Annotated in this window: 16 protein-coding genes; 5 read left to right on the forward strand and 11 right to left on the reverse strand. The window is 39.0% G+C overall.

Features of this window, described 5'->3' with window-relative positions; all coding sequences use genetic code 11:
- Window positions 1-141: 141 nt before the first annotated feature.
- Complete coding sequence (gene glmU, locus AC27JP_RS06770) at window positions 142-1,503, reverse strand: bifunctional UDP-N-acetylglucosamine diphosphorylase/glucosamine-1-phosphate N-acetyltransferase GlmU (protein ID WP_487113274.1); 1,362 nt, start codon at window positions 1,501-1,503, stop codon at window positions 142-144.
- Window positions 1,504-1,758: 255 nt separating this feature from the next.
- On the opposite strand from glmU, the gene AC27JP_RS06775 reads away from it, so the two are divergent.
- Window positions 1,759-4,089 carry a Tex family protein gene (locus AC27JP_RS06775; RefSeq protein WP_487113276.1) on the forward strand — a complete coding sequence of 777 codons (2,331 nt, stop codon included), beginning with the start codon at window positions 1,759-1,761 and terminating at the stop codon, window positions 4,087-4,089.
- A 174-nt stretch (window positions 4,090-4,263) separates the two neighbouring features.
- Window positions 4,264-4,878 (forward strand): LysE family translocator, encoded by a 615-nt coding sequence (locus AC27JP_RS06780; RefSeq protein WP_487113278.1) that lies wholly within the window; start codon window positions 4,264-4,266, stop codon window positions 4,876-4,878.
- Between the two features lie 307 nt (window positions 4,879-5,185).
- Here the strand turns inward: AC27JP_RS06780 and AC27JP_RS06785 are convergent, their stop codons facing one another.
- Both AC27JP_RS06785 and AC27JP_RS06790 read right to left on the reverse strand, forming a co-directional pair.
- On the reverse strand, window positions 5,186-6,220 hold the full coding sequence (locus AC27JP_RS06785) for a DcaP family trimeric outer membrane transporter (protein ID WP_487113280.1): 1,035 nt from the start codon (window positions 6,218-6,220) through the stop codon (window positions 5,186-5,188).
- A gap of 132 nt (window positions 6,221-6,352) precedes the next feature.
- Window positions 6,353-6,841: an AMP-binding enzyme gene (locus tag AC27JP_RS06790; protein ID WP_487113282.1), complete on the reverse strand. Its 489-nt coding sequence runs from the start codon at window positions 6,839-6,841 to the stop codon at window positions 6,353-6,355.
- Window positions 6,842-7,128: 287 nt separating this feature from the next.
- On the opposite strand from AC27JP_RS06790, the gene AC27JP_RS06795 reads away from it, so the two are divergent.
- Complete coding sequence (locus AC27JP_RS06795) at window positions 7,129-9,423, forward strand: S9 family peptidase (protein ID WP_487113284.1); 2,295 nt, start codon at window positions 7,129-7,131, stop codon at window positions 9,421-9,423.
- A 75-nt stretch (window positions 9,424-9,498) separates the two neighbouring features.
- On the opposite strand, the gene AC27JP_RS06800 is transcribed toward AC27JP_RS06795, so the two are convergent.
- From AC27JP_RS06800 to AC27JP_RS06820, 5 genes are all read right to left on the reverse strand, one after another.
- Window positions 9,499-10,353, reverse strand: a complete 855-nt coding sequence (locus AC27JP_RS06800) for a DUF4097 family beta strand repeat-containing protein (RefSeq protein ID WP_487113287.1) — start codon at window positions 10,351-10,353, stop codon at window positions 9,499-9,501.
- 23 nt (window positions 10,354-10,376) lie between these two features.
- Window positions 10,377-11,216 (reverse strand): hypothetical protein, encoded by an 840-nt coding sequence (locus AC27JP_RS06805; RefSeq protein WP_487113289.1) that lies wholly within the window; start codon window positions 11,214-11,216, stop codon window positions 10,377-10,379.
- On the reverse strand, window positions 11,213-11,761 hold the full coding sequence (locus tag AC27JP_RS06810; RefSeq protein ID WP_487113291.1) for an RNA polymerase sigma factor: 549 nt from the start codon (window positions 11,759-11,761) through the stop codon (window positions 11,213-11,215). The genes AC27JP_RS06805 and AC27JP_RS06810 overlap by 4 nt, the downstream gene beginning before the upstream one ends.
- 175 nt (window positions 11,762-11,936) lie before the next feature.
- Complete coding sequence (locus AC27JP_RS06815; protein ID WP_487113499.1) at window positions 11,937-12,497, reverse strand: YceI family protein; 561 nt, start codon at window positions 12,495-12,497, stop codon at window positions 11,937-11,939.
- Window positions 12,498-12,543: 46 nt separating this feature from the next.
- Complete coding sequence (locus tag AC27JP_RS06820; RefSeq protein ID WP_487113501.1) at window positions 12,544-13,083, reverse strand: cytochrome b; 540 nt, start codon at window positions 13,081-13,083, stop codon at window positions 12,544-12,546.
- A gap of 230 nt (window positions 13,084-13,313) precedes the next feature.
- Between AC27JP_RS06820 and AC27JP_RS06825 the strand changes: the two genes are divergently transcribed.
- Window positions 13,314-13,625: a TraR/DksA family transcriptional regulator gene (locus AC27JP_RS06825; RefSeq protein WP_487113293.1), complete on the forward strand. Its 312-nt coding sequence runs from the start codon at window positions 13,314-13,316 to the stop codon at window positions 13,623-13,625.
- A gap of 11 nt (window positions 13,626-13,636) precedes the next feature.
- Window positions 13,637-13,885 carry an HP1242/YdcH family protein gene (locus AC27JP_RS06830; protein ID WP_487113295.1) on the forward strand — a complete coding sequence of 83 codons (249 nt, stop codon included), beginning with the start codon at window positions 13,637-13,639 and terminating at the stop codon, window positions 13,883-13,885.
- A gap of 69 nt (window positions 13,886-13,954) precedes the next feature.
- On the opposite strand, the gene AC27JP_RS06835 is transcribed toward AC27JP_RS06830, so the two are convergent.
- From AC27JP_RS06835 to atpD, 3 genes are all read right to left on the reverse strand, one after another.
- Window positions 13,955-16,426: an Ig-like domain-containing protein gene (locus AC27JP_RS06835; RefSeq protein WP_487113297.1), complete on the reverse strand. Its 2,472-nt coding sequence runs from the start codon at window positions 16,424-16,426 to the stop codon at window positions 13,955-13,957.
- Window positions 16,427-16,625: 199 nt separating this feature from the next.
- Entirely contained in the window at window positions 16,626-17,045 is a 420-nt protein-coding gene (locus AC27JP_RS06840) for a F0F1 ATP synthase subunit epsilon (protein WP_487113299.1), read from the reverse strand.
- Between the two features lie 55 nt (window positions 17,046-17,100).
- Window positions 17,101-18,486, reverse strand: coding sequence for a F0F1 ATP synthase subunit beta (gene atpD / locus AC27JP_RS06845; protein ID WP_487113301.1), 1,386 nt, complete (start codon window positions 18,484-18,486; stop codon window positions 17,101-17,103).
- Between the last annotated feature and the right edge of the window lie 14 nt (window positions 18,487-18,500).

The following is an 18,500-nucleotide window of genomic DNA, read 5'->3' on the forward strand; positions in this document are numbered from 1 at the left end:
TTGATAAGACAAATACTATGCCCAATTCAATATTTCGAAGCATATGACTATCAATATATTGTTACAGTTGCGTGCCATTAACCAAAAAAAATGCACCCATGATTAAACGAGTGCAATTGTATGGCCGAATATCAGTTCCTGCTATTTTTTAGTTGGGCGTTTCCAACCAGCAACATTACGCTGCTTACCACGAGCAACACTTAATTCATTTTCGTCAACATTTTTAACGATAACCGAACCCGCTGCCGTTGTGGCCATTTCACCTATGGTGATTGGTGCAACTAACGAAGCGTTTGAACCAATAAACGCACCGGCACCAATAATCGTTTTTGACTTATTTACGCCGTCATAGTTACAGGTAATAGTGCCAGCACCAATGTTAGCTTTAGGGCCAATTTCCGCATCACCCAAATAAGTTAAATGGCCTGCTTTAGCACCTTCACCTAAAGTCGATTTCTTCATTTCAACAAAGTTACCAACATGGGCATCACGTTTTAGCTCTGAGCCTGGGCGAATACGGGCAAATGGCCCAACAGAAGCTAACTCACCGATAATAGCGTCTTCAATGATAGTGTTAGGTTTAATTTCAGCGCCTTGGCCAATACGGCAATTTTTCAAAATACAGTTGGCACCAATAAGAGCATTGTCGGCAATTTCAACATTGCCTTCAAAAATGCAATTAACGTCAATCACCACTTCTTGACCAACTACAACATTACCACGAATATCAATACGGTTTGGATCACGTAAACTTGCGCCAGTAATCATCAACTCTTCGGCTTTTCTTAGTTGATAAGCACGCTCTAAACCAGCAAGCTGCAAACGATTATTAGCACCTTCAACTTCTATTTCGCTATCCGGATGAGCAGTGGCAATAGGCTTACCTTCCTGATGACAAGCAGCAATAATATCAGTGAGGTAATACTCACCTTGGGCATTGTCACTAGATAAATTAGCCAACCAACGCTTTAAATCGCCACCGTTTGCCATCAAAATACCTGTATTAGCTTCATTAACTAATAGCTGTTCAGCATTGGCATCTTTTTGCTCAATAATACCAACAACTTTGCCCGACTCATCTCTAATAATACGGCCATAACCGGTTGGGTTGGCTAAGTGAACGGTTAATAGTGCCATACCGTTTTCAGGTTTTGCGGCAATTAAACGCTGTAATGTAGTTACTTTAGTTAACGGCACATCACCATAAAGCACTAATACATCTTCATCATCAGTTAAAAACGGAGACGCCATATCAACCGCGTGGCCGGTGCCTAATTGTTCTTTTTGCTCAACGAAGGTTAAATCGTCACCGGTAATTTTGCTTTTTAAAACATCACCACCAAAGCCGTAAACGACATAAGTATTCGTCGCTTCAACCTGACGCGCCGCATCAATAACATGGGCAACCATAGGTTTTTCAGCAACAGGGTGAAGAACTTTCGGTAAGGCAGAACGCATACGAGTACCTTTACCCGCAGCGAGGATAACAACAGAGAGAGCCATAATTTTTCCGGTTATTTTTATTAAATTAGATGATGTTAAAAACATTGTTACATTATTCTAAATGCCACACGCATAAAATTCTATCAACATTTCGACTAAATCTAGCATATGGCAAATTGGTTAAACTTTTTCACATAAAAATTTAACCACCTACTTGCACGGTTTTTGTTAAAAGAACAAATGTTTGGGTATATAATACGGCCAATATAAATACAGTAAACACCCAATTTGTTAAAGAACTAGGATCCCAGGTAAATGACGCCAATCGCTGAGCAAATAGCCAAAGAACTTGATGTAAAAACCAGCCAAGTAAATACGGCGATAGAATTATTAGATGAAGGGGCGACGGTGCCATTTATTGCCCGTTATCGTAAAGAAGCAACGCAAGGGCTTGACGACAATCATTTACGCCACTTAGCTCAGCGCTTAACTTATTTGAGAGATTTAACGGCACGTAGAAAAGTGATAATTGCCAATATTGAGCAACAAGGAAAATTAACCCCTTCTTTAGCTAACGAGCTAAACAATGCTGACAATAAAACGCGTTTGGAAGATTTATACTTACCGTTCAAACCAAAACGAAAAACCAAAGGCCAAATAGCTATTACTGCCGGTTTAGAGCCTTTAGCCAATAAAATTTACAATAATTGGCAAACAGTTCCTGAACAAGAGGCGCAAGCGTTCATCAATAAAGAGCACGGCTTTAATGATGAAAAATCAGTACTTGATGGTGCACATTTTATACTTGTTGAACGTTTTGCTGAAGACGCCAATTTAATTCAAAAGTTACGTCGCCACTTGTTAAAGCAAGCACATCTCTGTAGCAAGTTAGTGAAAGGGAAATCTACTGAAGCGGGAAAATACCGAGACTACTTTGAGCATTCAGAATTATTAAGAAATGTACCTTCGCACCGCATGTTGGCTATGTTACGTGGCCGTAATGAAGGCTTACTATCATTATCCATTGATGTTGATCCAGGCCAAGATGGAGCTTTTTCAAGTGCTCAACAACTGATTACTGAACATTTTAATTTGCGCTTAACAGGGCAGGCGGCAGCGTCATTTTTAACCAAAGTGGTTAACTCAACCTGGAAAGTAAAACTTAGTCAAAGTTTAGAAACCGAATTATTAGGAACCTTACGCGAACAGGCGGAAGTAGAAGCCATTAAAGTGTTTTCGCGGAATTTAAATGACTTACTTATGGCGGCACCCGCAGGGCCAAAAACCACCTTAGGTATAGATCCAGGTATGCGTACCGGTTGTAAACTCGCCATTGTTGATGCCACAGGTAAATTACTACAAACCGCGACCATATTCCCACATGCGCCACAAAATCACTGGGATAAATCTGTACGTACGCTAGTCAATTTATGCCAGCAACACAAAGTAGAGCTTGTTGCCATAGGTAATGGTACCGGTTCTCGTGAAAGTGATAAGTTGGTTGCAGAGGTGATCTCGACAATCGAAAAAAACAAACCGACAAAAGTAATGGTGAGTGAAGCCGGGGCTTCAGTTTATTCAGCCTCAGAATTAGCCGCTAATGAATTTCCAGATCTCGATGTTTCCATTCGTGGCGCAGTTTCAATTGCTAGACGCTTGCAAGATCCATTAGCAGAGCTAGTAAAAATAGACCCTAAAGCCATTGGTGTCGGGCAATATCAACATGATGTTAGCCAAAGCCAACTCAGTCAAACCTTAGACAATGTTATTGAAGACTGTGTAAATGCCGTCGGCGTTGATTTAAATAGCGCCTCTGCACCTTTATTATCGAGAGTATCAGGCTTAAATAAAACCATGGCGAATAATGTGGTTAACTTTCGTAATGAACATGGCCGCTTTAACAATCGCAACGAGTTAAAAAAGGTCGCGCGCTTAGGACCAAAAGCCTTTGAGCAAGCCGCTGGCTTTTTACGCATTGCCAACGGTAATAATCCACTAGATTGCTCAGGCGTTCACCCGGAAACTTATCCCGTGGTTGAAAAAATATTAAGTCAAAACAACAGTACTATTGCTGAATTAATTGGAAATAAACCAGCACTTGAATCGATTAACGTTGAGGCGTTAACCAGTGATACATTTGGCGAAATCACCATTAAAGACATTATCAGTGAGCTAGAAAAGCCGGGGCGTGATCCGCGTCCTGAGTTTAAAACTGCGACTTTTCAAGAGGGCGTTAACACCATTAATGACCTAAAAGTAGGCATGATTTTAGAAGGTGTTATTTCCAATGTTGCTAATTTTGGTGCTTTTGTTGATATTGGTGTCCACCAAGACGGCTTAGTGCATATTTCGTCGCTGACCAATAAATTTGTTAGTGATCCACATGAAGTTGTTAAAGCCGGCGAAGTGGTAAAAGTTAAGGTCACAGAAGTTGACCCTCAACGCAAACGCATTAGTTTAACCATGCGTTTAGATGAAACATCACCACAAGTAAAAAGCCAGCCGGCAGAAAAATCACCAAAAGCGAAACATAGTGACAATAAAGCTAAGCACAACAATAAAGCACGAACGCAAAAACCTAAAGCGGCTAACAACGCCGCTATGGGCAATGCCTTTGCAGATGCTTTTGCTAAACTGAAAAAATAATCTATTAAATTTTTGTCGTAAACTCAAAAGCCGCTAATTAGCGGCTTTATTAATGGCGATTAATGATTTTTATCAAAAAAGTCTGCTTCCTCGCTATCTTAACGTTGCACTTTTAAATTAGCTCGCTACCATAGCCGCCTTTAAACACTTCAGCATACTCTTCTTCGGATATTCATGGATCTCAGCAGTTATTCTCTCTATTTCAGTATTTCACTCTTGGCCTCTATTAGTGTTGGCCCATCAGTAATATTAGCCGCCAGTAATGGCATAAATTTTGGCCGAAAAAAGGCACTGGCAGGTGTTCTTGGTCATGTTAGCGCAGTAATGATTTTGGCACTGGTTTCTGCATCAGGCTTAGGGCTTATTTTAATGGCGTCAGACTTAGCATTTACCGTGATTAAATATGCTGGCGCCGGCTATCTGGTCTATATAGGTATTGCTATTTGGCGCAGTAAAGGCTCCTGGGCCTTCGCTGATAAAAACAGTCAAATTCCTGCTAAACGAGCACTATTCAAACAAAGCCTTTTGCTCGGACTAAGTAACCCAAAAGCTTTGGTATTTTTCTCAGCATTATTTCCACAATTTATTCAGCCAGCACAAGCTATCTTGCCACAGTTCATGCTGCTCGCCGGCACAAGCTTGTGTAATGCTTTTATTTTTACGTCAGTTTATGTTGTGGTTGCTTTTCGATTCCGTCAATATTTCTTATCTGCAATTGGTCAGCGTTGGGTGGGAAAAACAACCGGCGGTATATTTGTCGGTTTTGCTGCCGCGCTAGTGGCAAGTTAACTACTGCAGTTAACAATAGACAAGATGCTTGAGAGAAGCCTGAATATCGTCGTTTCATCACACTGACATGAAGGGATTCATTAATGTCGTGAAGCCATGGATGGCTATGAACGACCATGTGATCACGACATTGCTTACATGGATGTAAGTACTTAGATTTTGTATGGAACAATAAATCTGACCATTCATCCTGAATATAAAAAAGGGGAAGCAAAAGCTTCCCCAAAAACAACCTCGGTTGGGAGGTTAACTAACGCAAAACATTAGCACTTATATCGGCTTAACCGAACAAGTGCATTATCACTAACTAAAGTACATACTTAGCGGAGAGTTGTACGTAATCAGAGTCAGCATTTTGATCTGCCGATTCGAAATTACCTATCTCAAAACCAAATGAAAGTTCTTTAGTATAATTTTTAAAGATGTTAACACCCCAATGCCTTCTATCGGCATCAGCTACTTCAGTGGTTGTTTTACCATAAAACGCGGTACTACGAATGTCATCAGTCCAGAAGTGACGGTAAGCCACCATATACGAAGTTGTTTCTTCAACTTCTTCTCCGACTAAATCACGCGCGGCAACAACCCCAACATAACGACCGGTTTCACCGCCGTGGTATTGAAAACGAAAATCATCTTTACCAAAGGTTTTAATTCTACCAGCAACACCGTAACCGAAAGCCGACTCAGAATTGCCACCGACAGTATTTAATTGCCGTGCTAAACCAGCAACAGAAACATTACCCCAATCGCCTTTAAAGGTATATTTTGCGATAACATCTGGCACTGAATCTTGGCTCGGATCACCTTTGTCTGATTCAGGATTTTCAATCGCCACTTGAAAATTACCTTGGCTGTAACGAATTTGGCCTTGTCGAATGAACGCTGCAGCATTGAGTGGCCCAGCAAAGTCAGCAGCTTCTGCTAAAGCGCTGGTATTAACAAAGGTTGACCAGGTTTGACCAACAAGAATATTTTTATACTTAATAAAGGCATGGCGAATTCTTGGATTTGATGAGTTAGAAACAATTTCATTACCACCGCCGCCATGAAAATCCATCTCAATAAAGCCAGTAACATCACCATGAACATATTTAGTATTAAAGCGTGACTCGGTAGCACGGAAACTAAACTGCGAAATATCGCCGACATTACCGGCACCAACCCAATAATCCTTGGTAATACTATTGATGTTACCGTCGACATAGCGGGTATCGAGTTTAATATAACCGCCAAAAGTAATGGTATCTTTATCAGACAACTTAATTTCATAGCCAGCATTTGCACCGCCAGCCATAGCCAGAAGACCTGATGCTAATAAAAGCTTTTTCTTATTCAACATTTTACTTTCCCCATGTGTTATTTACCTTAGAGCAACAGCTTTGATACTCTGGCGGTGTTTTTATCGTTTTAATTATTTGTTAACCTTTTCATTTATTATTTTTATTGCTGAAAATCGTTATTTTTAAATCTGTTATGCCGCACAGCGGATATTCATCGTTTGTGATTTCAATAGCTGCCGACAAACTTTTCTGTTACTGATATCAGGTAGTTCATCAACAAATTTAATCTCTTCTGGCCGGGCAAAATCACCATAACAACCAATAAGTTTGGCGTTAATGGCTTGCGACAATATTGATAAATCGATCGCGGCACCAGTCAACTGCACATGAGCATGAATTGAATTGCCTTTATTTTCATCAGGGACACCAAATACAACAACTCGCTTAACCGCAGCCAATTGCTCAATAAGCGTTTCTAACCTATGATTTTCAATGCGATAGCCACTGACTTTATGTGCTGACTTTTCCTGACAGGCAAACCAGATATAGTCTTGCGTCAATTTATCTAATGCTCCGTTTTCACTTTCATTATCATCAAGAAAATAAAACCACTCACCGTTGCATGACTGCAACCAAGATAATTGCGCTTGTTGTCCATTATGTTGCGGTAAATGACTCATACTTCTCTCTATTGCCTTACTTTGTACGAAAACTATTCAAATGTGCTTATTCTCTAGTTAACACTAGAGAGTAAGTAGTCATTTAGAAATTAGACCTAAGTCTAAACTGGGCTAAAAACAGGGTAGACTTTAGTCTATAAAAGATAAAAATCAGCGAATTAGACTTTATTTTTCCGTCAACCATCCTGTTGAATAATTGATTGGTCGATAAATAGGGTAGTTAAAATCAAAGAAGTGGTAGAATGCTGAAATTGCAATTTTTATAGTCGATATAAAACAGGTTAGTCATGACTTCTAAAATAAAATCCTTCTCTTCAACTGTGGTATTGGTCTGTTTAGCGAATATCGCAATCAGTGCCAATGCAGAAACACTAGATATTGAAAAATATCAAAAAGCTGAACAACAACTAGCAAAATTTACCGATAAGTTGGTTACCGGCACAGTTGACTCACCAAGCTGGACTGACAATGAACAATTGTTATATCGCAGCCGCACTGAACAAGGCGAACAATTTTTCATCCTTGATGCCAACACTAAGCAAAAGAAATTGGCGTTCGATCATCAAAAACTCGCCACCGCTCTTGCTCGCATTACTGAGCAGGAAGTTAACCAAGAAAATTTGCCTTTTAAAAGCTTTAAGATTAAAGAAAAAAATCAAATATCACTAAAGCTTAAAGATAAGGTTTATCAATGTAATATTGAAAGTTACTTGTGTAAATTAACGAAAAACGCCGCGAAGAAAAACGAGTTAGTTGCCCCTAATGGCAAGCAAGCTGTTTTTATCCGTGAACATAATTTATGGCTGCGTAACCTTAATGATAACAGTGAAAAACAGTTGACCAGTGACGGCATTGAAGACTTTGCTTATGCCACCAATAACGCTGGCTGGATTCGCGGTAAAAAGCCAGTGGTGAAATGGTCACCAGACTCTAAAAAGCTAAGCACATTTAAACACGATGGTCGCAAAGTTGGAGAAATGGGCATAGTTTCAACCGCAGTTGGTCACCCTAAAATTGATGTTTGGAAATACCCATTGCCCGGTGATGAACATATCTTCAAAATTCACCGTGTGGTTATTGATGTTGAGCAAGCGAAAGTTACTCCCTTAGCTATGCCAGCGGATGATCACCGTTCAACCATTACCGATCACGTTGCCGGACGAGACGGTAGCTTACTTGATGTTGATTGGTCTAGCGATAGCAGCCATTTCGCCTTTGTATCGTCAAGCCGCGATCATAAAACCGCAATATTAAAAATGGCAGATGCCAATACCGGTAAAGTTCGCACCATTTTAACTGAAACTGAAGAAAGCTTCTTTGAATCAGGTGTTAGTGGTATTAGTTGGAAATATTTAGATAAAAGCAATGAAATTATTTGGTTTTCACAACGCTCTGATTGGGGACATTTGTACTTAGTTGATGCCACAACGGGTAAGATTAAAAATCAAATAACACAAGGCGACTGGACAGTACTCGAACTACTAAATGTTAATCAAGATACTGGCAAGCTTATATTTACTGGCGCCGGCAAAGAGGGTGGTGATCCGTATTTTCATTACCTTTATAGCATCAATAAAGACGGTTCAAACCTTAAATTATTAACGCCAGAGCAAAAGCATCACCGTATTAGCTTAAGCAAAAACGCAGAATACTTTTTAGACCGCGTATCAACACCAACTCAAGCTGAAACAAGCTTTATCCGCAGTACGAATAGTAAGTCAGGTTTTGTTGTAGAACAAATGGACATTTCAAAGCTTAACGATAGCGGCTGGCAGGCACCAACACCGTTTGTTGTTAAAGATCGCAACGGCGAGCATGACATTCATGGCCTAATGTATAAGCCTAGCGATTTTGACGCCAGCAAGTCTTATCCTGTGGTTAACTACTTATACCCAGGTCCACAAGTGGGTAGTATTCGTGGTCGTCATTTTAGAACCGCTCGTGGTGATAACCAAGCAATCGCAGAACTAGGTTTTATTGTCATTGAAATTGACGCGCTCGGCACACCAGGCCGTTCAAAAAGCTTCCATGAATTTTATTACCAAAACATGGGCGATAGCGGCATTCCTGATCAAGTTGCCGCTATTAGACAATTAGCTAAACAGCATAGCTGGATTGATAGCACAAAAGTGGGTATTTGGGGACATTCGGGTGGCGGCTTTGCCTCAACTCGCGCTTTATTAACTTACCCTGACTTTTACTCTGTTGCTGTTTCCCAAGCTGGTAATCACGACAACAGAAACTATGCTGACGAATGGGGTGAAAAATACCACGGAGTATTAGTAAAAAATGAAGATGGCAGCAGCAATTACGATAGCCAAGCCAACCAACTCATTGTTGAAAACTTAAAAGGTAAGTTATTAATTGCACACGGTACAACTGACACTAACGTTCCGCCATATAACACCTTAGTTGTGGTAGAAGCCTTGATTAAAGCCAATAAGGACTTTGATATGCTAATGCTACCTAATCGTGGTCATGGCTTCGCGCGTGAAGCTTACATGATGCGTAAGCGCTGGGATTATTTTGTTCAGCATTTAATGGCAGTAACTCCACCAAAAGAGTTTGTATTTAGTAAATAATTTACCATTCCAAAAAAATAAAAAATGCCGATATCATATTAATATTGGCATTTTTTATAAGACTTTTAGTAGCGCTTATTTACTGCGTACGTAAACATTCCCGTTATAGGTAGCCAACGTGATGTCTTGGCCACCACCATTCACTTCTGCACTCATCATGCCGCCAATAACAATTTTCTGTTTGCCGCCTTTATTTACTCGCTTAGCATCTTCTGAAACAACAAACTCGGTAGCCAATCCAGATAAAATCTCTCCTTTGTAATTTTGTACATTTATTTTTGCTGAGGTATTTTTACTAACGCTAATATCGATATTGCCACTATGTGTGGTTAACGAGGTTGGGTTTTCTTGCGCCAAATTATCAAATGAAACCACAATATCTGTACTGTGAGTTTCAGCAACCATAGGCCCAGAAACACCTGTGGCAATAATGCCACCTTTAAATGCTGATACTTCAATTGCGCCAGCAATGTCTTTAATTTCAACATCGCCACCTTGATAAAGTTCAATATCTAAACTTGTACTTTTAGGTACTTGAATATGTAAAACCACTTTTTGGGTGCTGTATTCACTGGAAATATCAATTTCATTATCTTCTTCTTCAATCGATAACTGCATCATATTATTTTTAACTGACTTTAATCCTTCAGAAGAACGTTCCTTATTTTTATTGACCCGTCGATAATTATCATTTTGACGATGAGCCTTATGATCATCGCTATCATGAAACTCTTCAACTTTGGCGGACACTTTCACTTCTGTGCCATCGTAACCTTCAACGAATATAGCACCGGTATGTATTTCAGCAACTAAGGTTGCAGGCTCTCCTGGCTTAGATAAAGGCAAACTATAAGTTCTTTCTAAAGCTTGCGCATTTTGCATTAACGCCGGTAACAACATGCTAGCTAACAATAAGGTAAGTTTATTCATGATAATGACTCCAATAAATTTATTTAAATATGAGAAATAGCGTTAATTTTCTTTAAGAATTCAGCCATATCTGGGGTTAATTCGCTTTCTTTTAACTGAGTTAGCAATCGAGATTTAGTTTGCTGCGAACCAACATTGAGTAGCAAGCTACATAATTCAATTTTAACCAGTGTGTTCTGTTCTTTTAGCGTCAGCGCTATTAGTTTGCTTTCTTGTTCACTAATGTCTGGCAAGCTACCGAAAGTGTTAATAATGGCTAATTTAACCGCCGTTGAACGATCATTTTCTAAGGTCGACATCAAAGTTTTCATTAATATCGGATTGGTTAAATCCGTTTCTTGGCTGTAGGCAACGCCTGTTAAGCGTTCTGCTGCTGAAGATTTTTCAAGCATAGATAAAGCTAACATGGTACTTAGCGAGGAAACCTCTTGCTGCAAGTTTGACAAGCCAGAATCAGCGGTTGAGTTATCAACTGGCTTATCATTGGCATTGAAACCTAAAACAAACACTAAACTTAATACCGCGACTTGGGCGAAAGGTTTAACTGGGCTAACAGTAAATATATCTTTCAATTTTTTTAACAAGCCAGCATTTAATTTTTTCTCGGTTATGTGATTGTTGCTAATTTCTTGTTGTGCTGTTTGCGCTTGTTGTAGCATTTTATAAAAACGTTCATCCAGTTCACTTGAAGGCTGTTCTTGATTATCGTTTTGCCAAAAGGCATCAATAAAAGCTAATTCTTTTTCCAACTCAGGGTGCGCTTCAATATAGTGCTGCATTTCATTAGTGAGTACTAACTCATTAGTAACATCTTTATTGGTGTTCGATAGTTTCCAGTCGATAATGGTTTGATGATTGATCATTGTATTTCACCTGATAACTTACTGTACTGTTCATGTAATTTACTAATAGCACTGCGCATTTTTGATTTTAAGGTATTTAAATTGCAATCAAGTAATGACGATATTTCCTGATAATTGAGCTGTTGAAAGCGACTTAAAATAATAATTTCCCTATGCTCCGCAGAAATACTCGCCAACGATTGGTCAAAAATATCTTGCTGCTGCACCGATACGGCCTGTTCGGTTGCACAATGTTCTGAGACCACTTCATGCTCATCAATATCTTCGTGCACGACACTACCTTTATTCTTTCGATAAACATCAGCGGCGGTATTTCTAGCAATGCCATACATCCAACTACTAAAAGTACTAGAGCCATTAAAGCTGCTGCGGTAAGCCAATATTTTCATAAAGGTTTCCTGTACTAAGTCTTCACTTTGCGCAGCGTTATTGCCTTTCTTGCGAAAATAATTAAACAACTTAACTTTATTGTTTTCGTACAAGATAGCGAGCTTATCTAGCTGCCCGGCTTGCACCTGCAACATTACGTCCTTTTCATTTACCATTTCAGATTTTAATTCCCACAGTAAAATTGCATATTCATTTTTAGCTTCACACTAATTATTTTTCGTTATAGTTATTAATACCGAAGTTTCATTAAAAGGTTTATAAATATTTATTTTTAATTTATTGCAGACATAAAAAAAGGGCCAAAGGCCCTTAATATGAAACATCGCTGGTTTACTTTCGAATGCCTTCAATATGAAGCTCTAAGTCAACCTTTCCAAAATCTTTCTTAAAGCCAAAATCACCCATTGCTATCGTTGCCGTGCCAGTAAAACCTGCGCGGTAGCCACCCCACGGATCTTTACCCTCGCCAACTTTTATCGCGTCAATGACTAACGGCTTAGTAACGCCATGCATAGTAAAGTTTCCACTAATCGCTAACTTACCATTGCCTTTATCTTCAACTTTAGAGCTAACAAATGTTGCTTCGGCATATTTGCTGACATCCAAAAAATCATCAGAGCGTACATGCTTATCACGTTTAGCATGGTTTGAGTCAAAGCTTGAAGTGTCAATCGTCACGGTAACTTTTGAAGCAGCAACATTGTCTTTATCGTAAGAAAAGTTACCTGAAAAGGTATTGAAACGCCCCGCTAAAACACTAAAGCCCAAATGGCTTGCTTTAAAATTTATGGAAGCGTGCGCTCCTTTAGTATCTATAACATAATCTGCTGCAAATGCCGGTGTTAACAAACTAGATGTTAGTAGGGCGCTAGCAAGTAATATCTTTTTCATCATGATTCCTTTAATTATTTTTTATATTCTATCTGTTGATTCAATTTCACTTAATTATTCTTTTAAGGGTTTCGTCTTTATCAATAAAGTGATGCTTTAACGCAGCTAAAGCATGTAAAAGCACGAAAAATATTAATGTATAAGCGATGTAATAATGTATGGCGCCAGCAAGATCTTCCTGATTTTCAGAAAATAGTACAAATGCCGAGACTTTAAACCAGTCAAATACCGCAATAGCTTTACCATCTGCGCTTGTGATTAAATAACCAGACACTAACACAGCGAGTAAAACAAAATACAAAAGAAAGACCATAATAGCTGATACCTTTCTTTCAAACATACTATGGCTACTAATAGCCTCCGGCTTGATAACTATACCGCGCCACACTAGCCTAAATAGTGTAATAATAAACAACAACAAGCCGGCACTTTCGTGCCAATGAGGTGCTAATTGATACCATTCGCTGTAATAGTCTAAGTCAACCATCCAATAGCCCAAGGCAAATAGCACAATAATCGTTATTGCTGAAAGCCAATGTATCAGTTTACTGATCACACCATATTGATGCTGACTGTTTTTCCACAACAATTTATTGCGAATCATTTTCTTTCTCAATTAATACAAACTCATTTAGTTTACCTATTCAACTATAATAAACCTAGTCGATTAAGCGCAAAATTGTGCAACTTATCGCAATTTATTCAGCTAATTTTTGCAGTATAACAATATCGAAACTCGGACAAAGTTTTGCGCTAGATCAAAACGAGTTACCTAAAGAGGCATAGAATGAAATTAAGCCATAGGAGATACGCATTATGAACACCTTAATACTAAAAGACTTATTAGAAAAGAAAGTGGAATTACAAAGGCGCATTAATGCCATTGAAGCAGATTTTAAAAAAGGACGTTCACAAGACTTCTCAGAACAAACTAGTGAAAACGAAAACAACGAAGTGCTTAATGAAATTCATCACGAGGCTAAAATAGAGCTCAACCTAGTTAATCAAGCAATCACTCGTTTTGAAAATAATGAATATGGCCTCTGTAGTGAATGTACAGAAGCTATAAACCCTGAACGCTTAAAGGTTTTACCTTATATAAATACTTGTATTAATTGCGCTAAATAGGAGCAACAATAATGATAGAAAAACACGATTTGCACCATGAATTTCCTGAATTCGAACAAGAGATACGTCAATTGAAAATGTCTGATGGTCGCTTTGCCCGCTTATTTAAAGAATATCACGAGCTTGACCAAGAAGTGCACCGTATTGAAGTGGGGGTGGAGTCAACTGCAGATGAATATTTAGAAACTCAAAAACTCGCTAGGTTACATCTAAAAGATGAATTATTTTCGATGTTAAAGAATGCGCAAATTCCTGCATAGTATGATCATTACTTAGGTAATAAAAAGCGACTGTCACCCGAAAGTAAAGTCGCTTTTTCTTTTTATAAATTAATTAATATTAGCTTTATTCTTAATTTTCAACATAACAGCAACATTTGATTGCTGAGATACTAAACCTAAATCTACCGTGTTTTGCCATGCTTTTTGCCAGCGACTTAAATCATCTTGCTTAATGATAGTTACTCGTGGACGAATGTATTGGCCTGTTTCACTATCTTCTATAATGCCATCATCATCGTCATCATTGCCACGGGTTGATTGTTCAAGCACCATGGCATAACCATTTTCATCAATAGATATTAACTGCCAAGTTCTATGAGCGATAAAATTACCTAGGTTAAGTGTTAAATTGATTCGGCCATTGTCACTGCTCCACTTCCAACGACTGTCCCCTAAATCAAAATGGTCAACTTGATAATCTTCTACAAATCCTTCTCCAGCATAAAAACCTGCCAAACCTCGATTTAGATCTCCACTATCGGAAAACTGATGACCATAAACATAATCCAGCTTTAATTTATCTCCTTGCCATGCGTCTGATAAACTTCCATATAAATAGACTAGTTGTACTTTGGGTAGCTCTGTTGCTATTGCATTTGCAAATGCAGAAAAGTCACTATCTAGCTTAGCAATTTGTCTGGCGTGTACATATTCAAGCTTTCCATCTAACCACTTTTCTATAATAGCTAAATAGGCATTAGTTGACGCCTGAATAGGCTTAACTTTATAGCTTTCATTACCCCTATTTAGCGATAAAACGCCATCAACCAAAGCAACACTATATTCTTTATTTTCCACAATAGCAGTTGCATTTGATGAACTAATTTCAGTGATTTTGGCAAAAGGGGCTGTCGTTTCCTCAAGGTTATTTAAATAGTCTTTAAAGTGCCCGTCAAAGTAAAATAACCAGTTACCAGCGATATCTGTTAACGATTTATCTAACCATTGTTTAGCTGGAGAATGAATTAACGCTCCATTAGAGTTATTAGTGAAAGCTTCTGATTTAGCAACATTCTCACTCAGCTCCAACTCTTCTGGAATATCAAGTTGATAGTAGCTTCTAGTTTCAATGGCAACTTGATAATTAATATCATTGCTATTGATTAACGTATAGTCGATAGATTCAACATGTTCTGTCATATCCAGATTAAGATAGTTTGATATTTTTCCTGAATGATAGGCTTCAATTAGTTCGTTAACGACACTCTGATCAAAGCCATATTCATCTGCCAGCCTATTAAATGGGTAATAAAGAGTACCAATAAACTTCGACTTAAATTGGTCTGTTTTCAATCTTAACTTACCATCAACAATTGAACGGGTATAAACTATTTCGGGGTTATCCGAATATGAGTTAGCATCGTAGAATACTGTATAATCATTATCAGAAAAGACTAACGTATCACCTGTGTAAGGTAACCAACCTTCTTTAATAGATGCTAATTTAATCATGGTTTTGTTGGTAAACATTTCAGCGGTAAACTGTTCAACAACATCTGGGTCTGCGACCGTTTCATCAATTGCGGCTGATAATGCATTTGCATAGGCCGTTGTTGGTTGGCCATCTTCATCAAGCAAATCATTTTCGACTAAATAACTGTTAATAGCATCAGACGTATTTAGCGCTTCATTATTATTTGCTGCTAAAAATGATAAGGTTGTTTCGCCATTAGGGATATCAAAGTCATCGTTATCAACTAAAAGTTTGATAAAACCGGCCGTCGACATGAGTTCATTACTATCAAGCTCACTCACTAGTTTTTTAAAATCAGCCATAGAGGTTACAGCTTCATTATCATTTCTATCAGCCGTTAATAAATAACTTGCAGTCGTTACATGGGTGACATTAGCACTATTGTCATCATTGGCTAAATCTCTATTCTCATCCACTTCAGACAACAAGCTTGTAGTGTCATCAATAATTGCAATCAACTCAACATTTTGTTGGCTATTACCTTCGCTACCCCTTGCTGTAATAACCACTAGCTCAGGTATCATAGAGTTGATCGTTAAAGCTAGCGTATAATTGCCTTCATTATCCGCAGTTGTCGTAAATACGTCATTGCCAAGCGTAGCGGTAACCTCAGCATTGGCAATAGGAGAGTCTGTAACTTTGCCATTAATGTTAAGCGTATGATTAACTGTGATTTCTACGCTTGCTGTAGCGGTTAACTCACCATCTGACAGTTCATATTCCAAGGTATCCTTTAATGCTACATCCTTATTCGGAGTATAAACTAAAGTGTTGTTAATAATTTCAACACTCCCCATGGTTGGCATAGTGACAATTTTTGAAATTGACAAAGAGCTGCCTTCTGCATCGGTATCATTAGCTAAAACATCCAGTACAATTGGCTGATTATTTTGTGCAAGACCAACATCGTTATTTGCTGTAGGAGCTGTATTAACTACTGGGGTTGGATTAGGCGTTGGCGTAGGAGCCGGTGTTGATTTACTACTAGAGCCACCACCACATGCTGACAAAGCGGCTATAGCAAGTATAGAGATTACTTTTTTCACTATCATCTTCCATTATTATTATTTTTGGATGGAAGTTTCAATGTAAAATAGCTACCGAACTCCATCTCAGTATTATGAGCGACAGCATTATTAACAATTTTTTAACACAACTCAAGCAGCAAATAAAAAAGCGACTGTCACCCGAAGGTAAAGTCGCTTTTTTTATCACTAAAACTTAGTGTAAGTTCTATATAGCTTGTTACTTCTTGCTTGTCGCTTGAATAACACGTAATTGTGCAACAGCACGAGCTAATTCAGCTGCAGCTTCAGCGTAATCAACATCATCACCATGAGCGTTTAACTTCTCTTGTGCGCGTTGTTTAGCATCTTCTGCTGCTTGCTCATCCAAGTCACCGCCACGTACCGCAATATCAGCTAGTACAGTAACACTGTTTGGTTGAACCTCAAGCATGCCGCCAGAAAGATAGATAACTTCTTCGTCACCACCTTTCTTAACGATTCTCGCCATACCAGGTTTTAGTGAGGTCAGCAAAGGTGCGTGACCAGGCATAATACCTAATTCACCTTCGCTACCTGTGATCTGTAATGATTCAATGCTGCCAGAAAATAAGCTTTCTTCAGCACTTACTACATTAAGATTTACAGAAAGTATTGCCATGTTGACCTCCTAATTGGCGACGGCAGACTCAAGAGTCATTAGTCGCCAGCCTTCATTACATGTTTTTAGCTTTTTCAGCTGCTTCTTCAATAGAACCAACCATGTAGAAAGCTTGCTCTGGTAAGTCATCAAATTCGCCAGCAAGAATACCTTTAAAACCACTGATAGTGTCTTTAAGTGATACGTACTTACCAGGAGAACCTGTGAATACTTCAGCAACGAAGAACGGTTGAGATAAGAAACGTTGGATCTTACGTGCGCGAGATACAGTTTGCTTATCTTCTTCAGATAACTCATCCATACCTAAGATGGCGATAATATCTTTAAGTTCTTTGTAACGTTGTAGCGTTGATTGAACGCCACGAGCTGTTTCATAATGCTCAGCACCAACAACTAATGGATCTAATTGACGTGAAGTAGAGTCAAGTGGATCGATTGCTGGGTAAATACCTTGTGATGCGATATCACGAGATAGTACAACTGTTGCATCTAAGTGAGCAAAGGTTGTTGCTGGAGATGGATCGGTCAAATCATCCGCTGGTACGTATACCGCTTGGATTGAAGTGATTGAACCTTTCTTCGTTGAGGTAATACGCTCTTGAAGAACCCCCATTTCTTCAGCAAGTGTAGGTTGGTAACCTACCGCTGATGGCATACGACCTAACAATGCTGATACTTCAGTACCCGCAAGTGTGTAACGGTAGATGTTATCTACGAAAAATAATACGTCACGACCTTCGTCACGGAATTTTTCAGCCATAGTCAAACCAGTCATCGCAACACGAAGACGGTTTCCTGGAGGCTCGTTCATTTGGCCGTAAACTAACGATACTTTATCAAGTACGTTAGAATCGTTCATTTCATGGTAGAAATCGTTACCTTCACGAGTACGCTCACCTACACCAGCAAATACTGAGTAGCCGCTATGCTCGATCGCGATGTTACGAATAAGTTCCATCATGTTTACGGTTTTACCAACACCAGCACCACCGAATAAACCAACTTTACCACCCTTAGCGAATGGACATACCAAGTCGATTACTTTGATACCAGTTTCAAGAAGTTCGTTAGACATCGCTTGCTCAGCATATGCTGGCGCTTCGCGATGAATTGACCACTTCTCTTCTTCGCCGATTGGGCCAGCTTCATCGATAGGCTCACCCAATACGTTCATGATGCGACCCAAAGTTGCAGTACCTACTGGAACTTGGATGTTATCACCTGTGTTTACTACTGTCAGACCACGACGCAAACCGTCTGATGAACCCATAGCGATAGCACGTACTACACCACCACCTAATTGCTGTTGTACTTCTAGTACTAAGCCTGAAAGGTCACCTTCAGTTACATTTAATGCGTCATATACCTGAGGTACAGCATCTTGTGGGAATTCTACATCCACAACTGCGCCAATGATTTGGACGACTTTACCTGTACTCATGTTTAATCCTCTAA

It is taken from the genome of Colwellia sp. SU-HH01172 (assembly GCF_057553355.1).

What these genes read in the sequence shown, in the direction of transcription:
- AC27JP_RS06810 (WP_487113291.1), bottom strand. Translation starts at nt 11,761, where the DNA reads ATGGTAAATGAAAAGGACGTAATGTTGCAGGTGCAAGCCGGGCAGCTA.
- atpD (WP_487113301.1), bottom strand. Translation starts at nt 18,486, where the DNA reads ATGAGTACAGGTAAAGTCGTCCAAATCATTGGCGCAGTTGTGGATGTA.
- AC27JP_RS06775 (WP_487113276.1), top strand. Translation starts at nt 1,759, where the DNA reads ATGACGCCAATCGCTGAGCAAATAGCCAAAGAACTTGATGTAAAAACC.
- AC27JP_RS06795 (WP_487113284.1), top strand. Translation starts at nt 7,129, where the DNA reads ATGACTTCTAAAATAAAATCCTTCTCTTCAACTGTGGTATTGGTCTGT.
- glmU (WP_487113274.1), bottom strand. Translation starts at nt 1,503, where the DNA reads ATGGCTCTCTCTGTTGTTATCCTCGCTGCGGGTAAAGGTACTCGTATG.
- AC27JP_RS06815 (WP_487113499.1), bottom strand. Translation starts at nt 12,497, where the DNA reads ATGAAAAAGATATTACTTGCTAGCGCCCTACTAACATCTAGTTTGTTA.
- AC27JP_RS06825 (WP_487113293.1), top strand. Translation starts at nt 13,314, where the DNA reads ATGAACACCTTAATACTAAAAGACTTATTAGAAAAGAAAGTGGAATTA.
- AC27JP_RS06800 (WP_487113287.1), bottom strand. Translation starts at nt 10,353, where the DNA reads ATGAATAAACTTACCTTATTGTTAGCTAGCATGTTGTTACCGGCGTTA.
- AC27JP_RS06780 (WP_487113278.1), top strand. Translation starts at nt 4,264, where the DNA reads ATGGATCTCAGCAGTTATTCTCTCTATTTCAGTATTTCACTCTTGGCC.
- AC27JP_RS06790 (WP_487113282.1), bottom strand. Translation starts at nt 6,841, where the DNA reads ATGAGTCATTTACCGCAACATAATGGACAACAAGCGCAATTATCTTGG.
- AC27JP_RS06830 (WP_487113295.1), top strand. Translation starts at nt 13,637, where the DNA reads ATGATAGAAAAACACGATTTGCACCATGAATTTCCTGAATTCGAACAA.
- AC27JP_RS06805 (WP_487113289.1), bottom strand. Translation starts at nt 11,216, where the DNA reads ATGATCAATCATCAAACCATTATCGACTGGAAACTATCGAACACCAAT.
- AC27JP_RS06785 (WP_487113280.1), bottom strand. Translation starts at nt 6,220, where the DNA reads ATGTTGAATAAGAAAAAGCTTTTATTAGCATCAGGTCTTCTGGCTATG.
- AC27JP_RS06840 (WP_487113299.1), bottom strand. Translation starts at nt 17,045, where the DNA reads ATGGCAATACTTTCTGTAAATCTTAATGTAGTAAGTGCTGAAGAAAGC.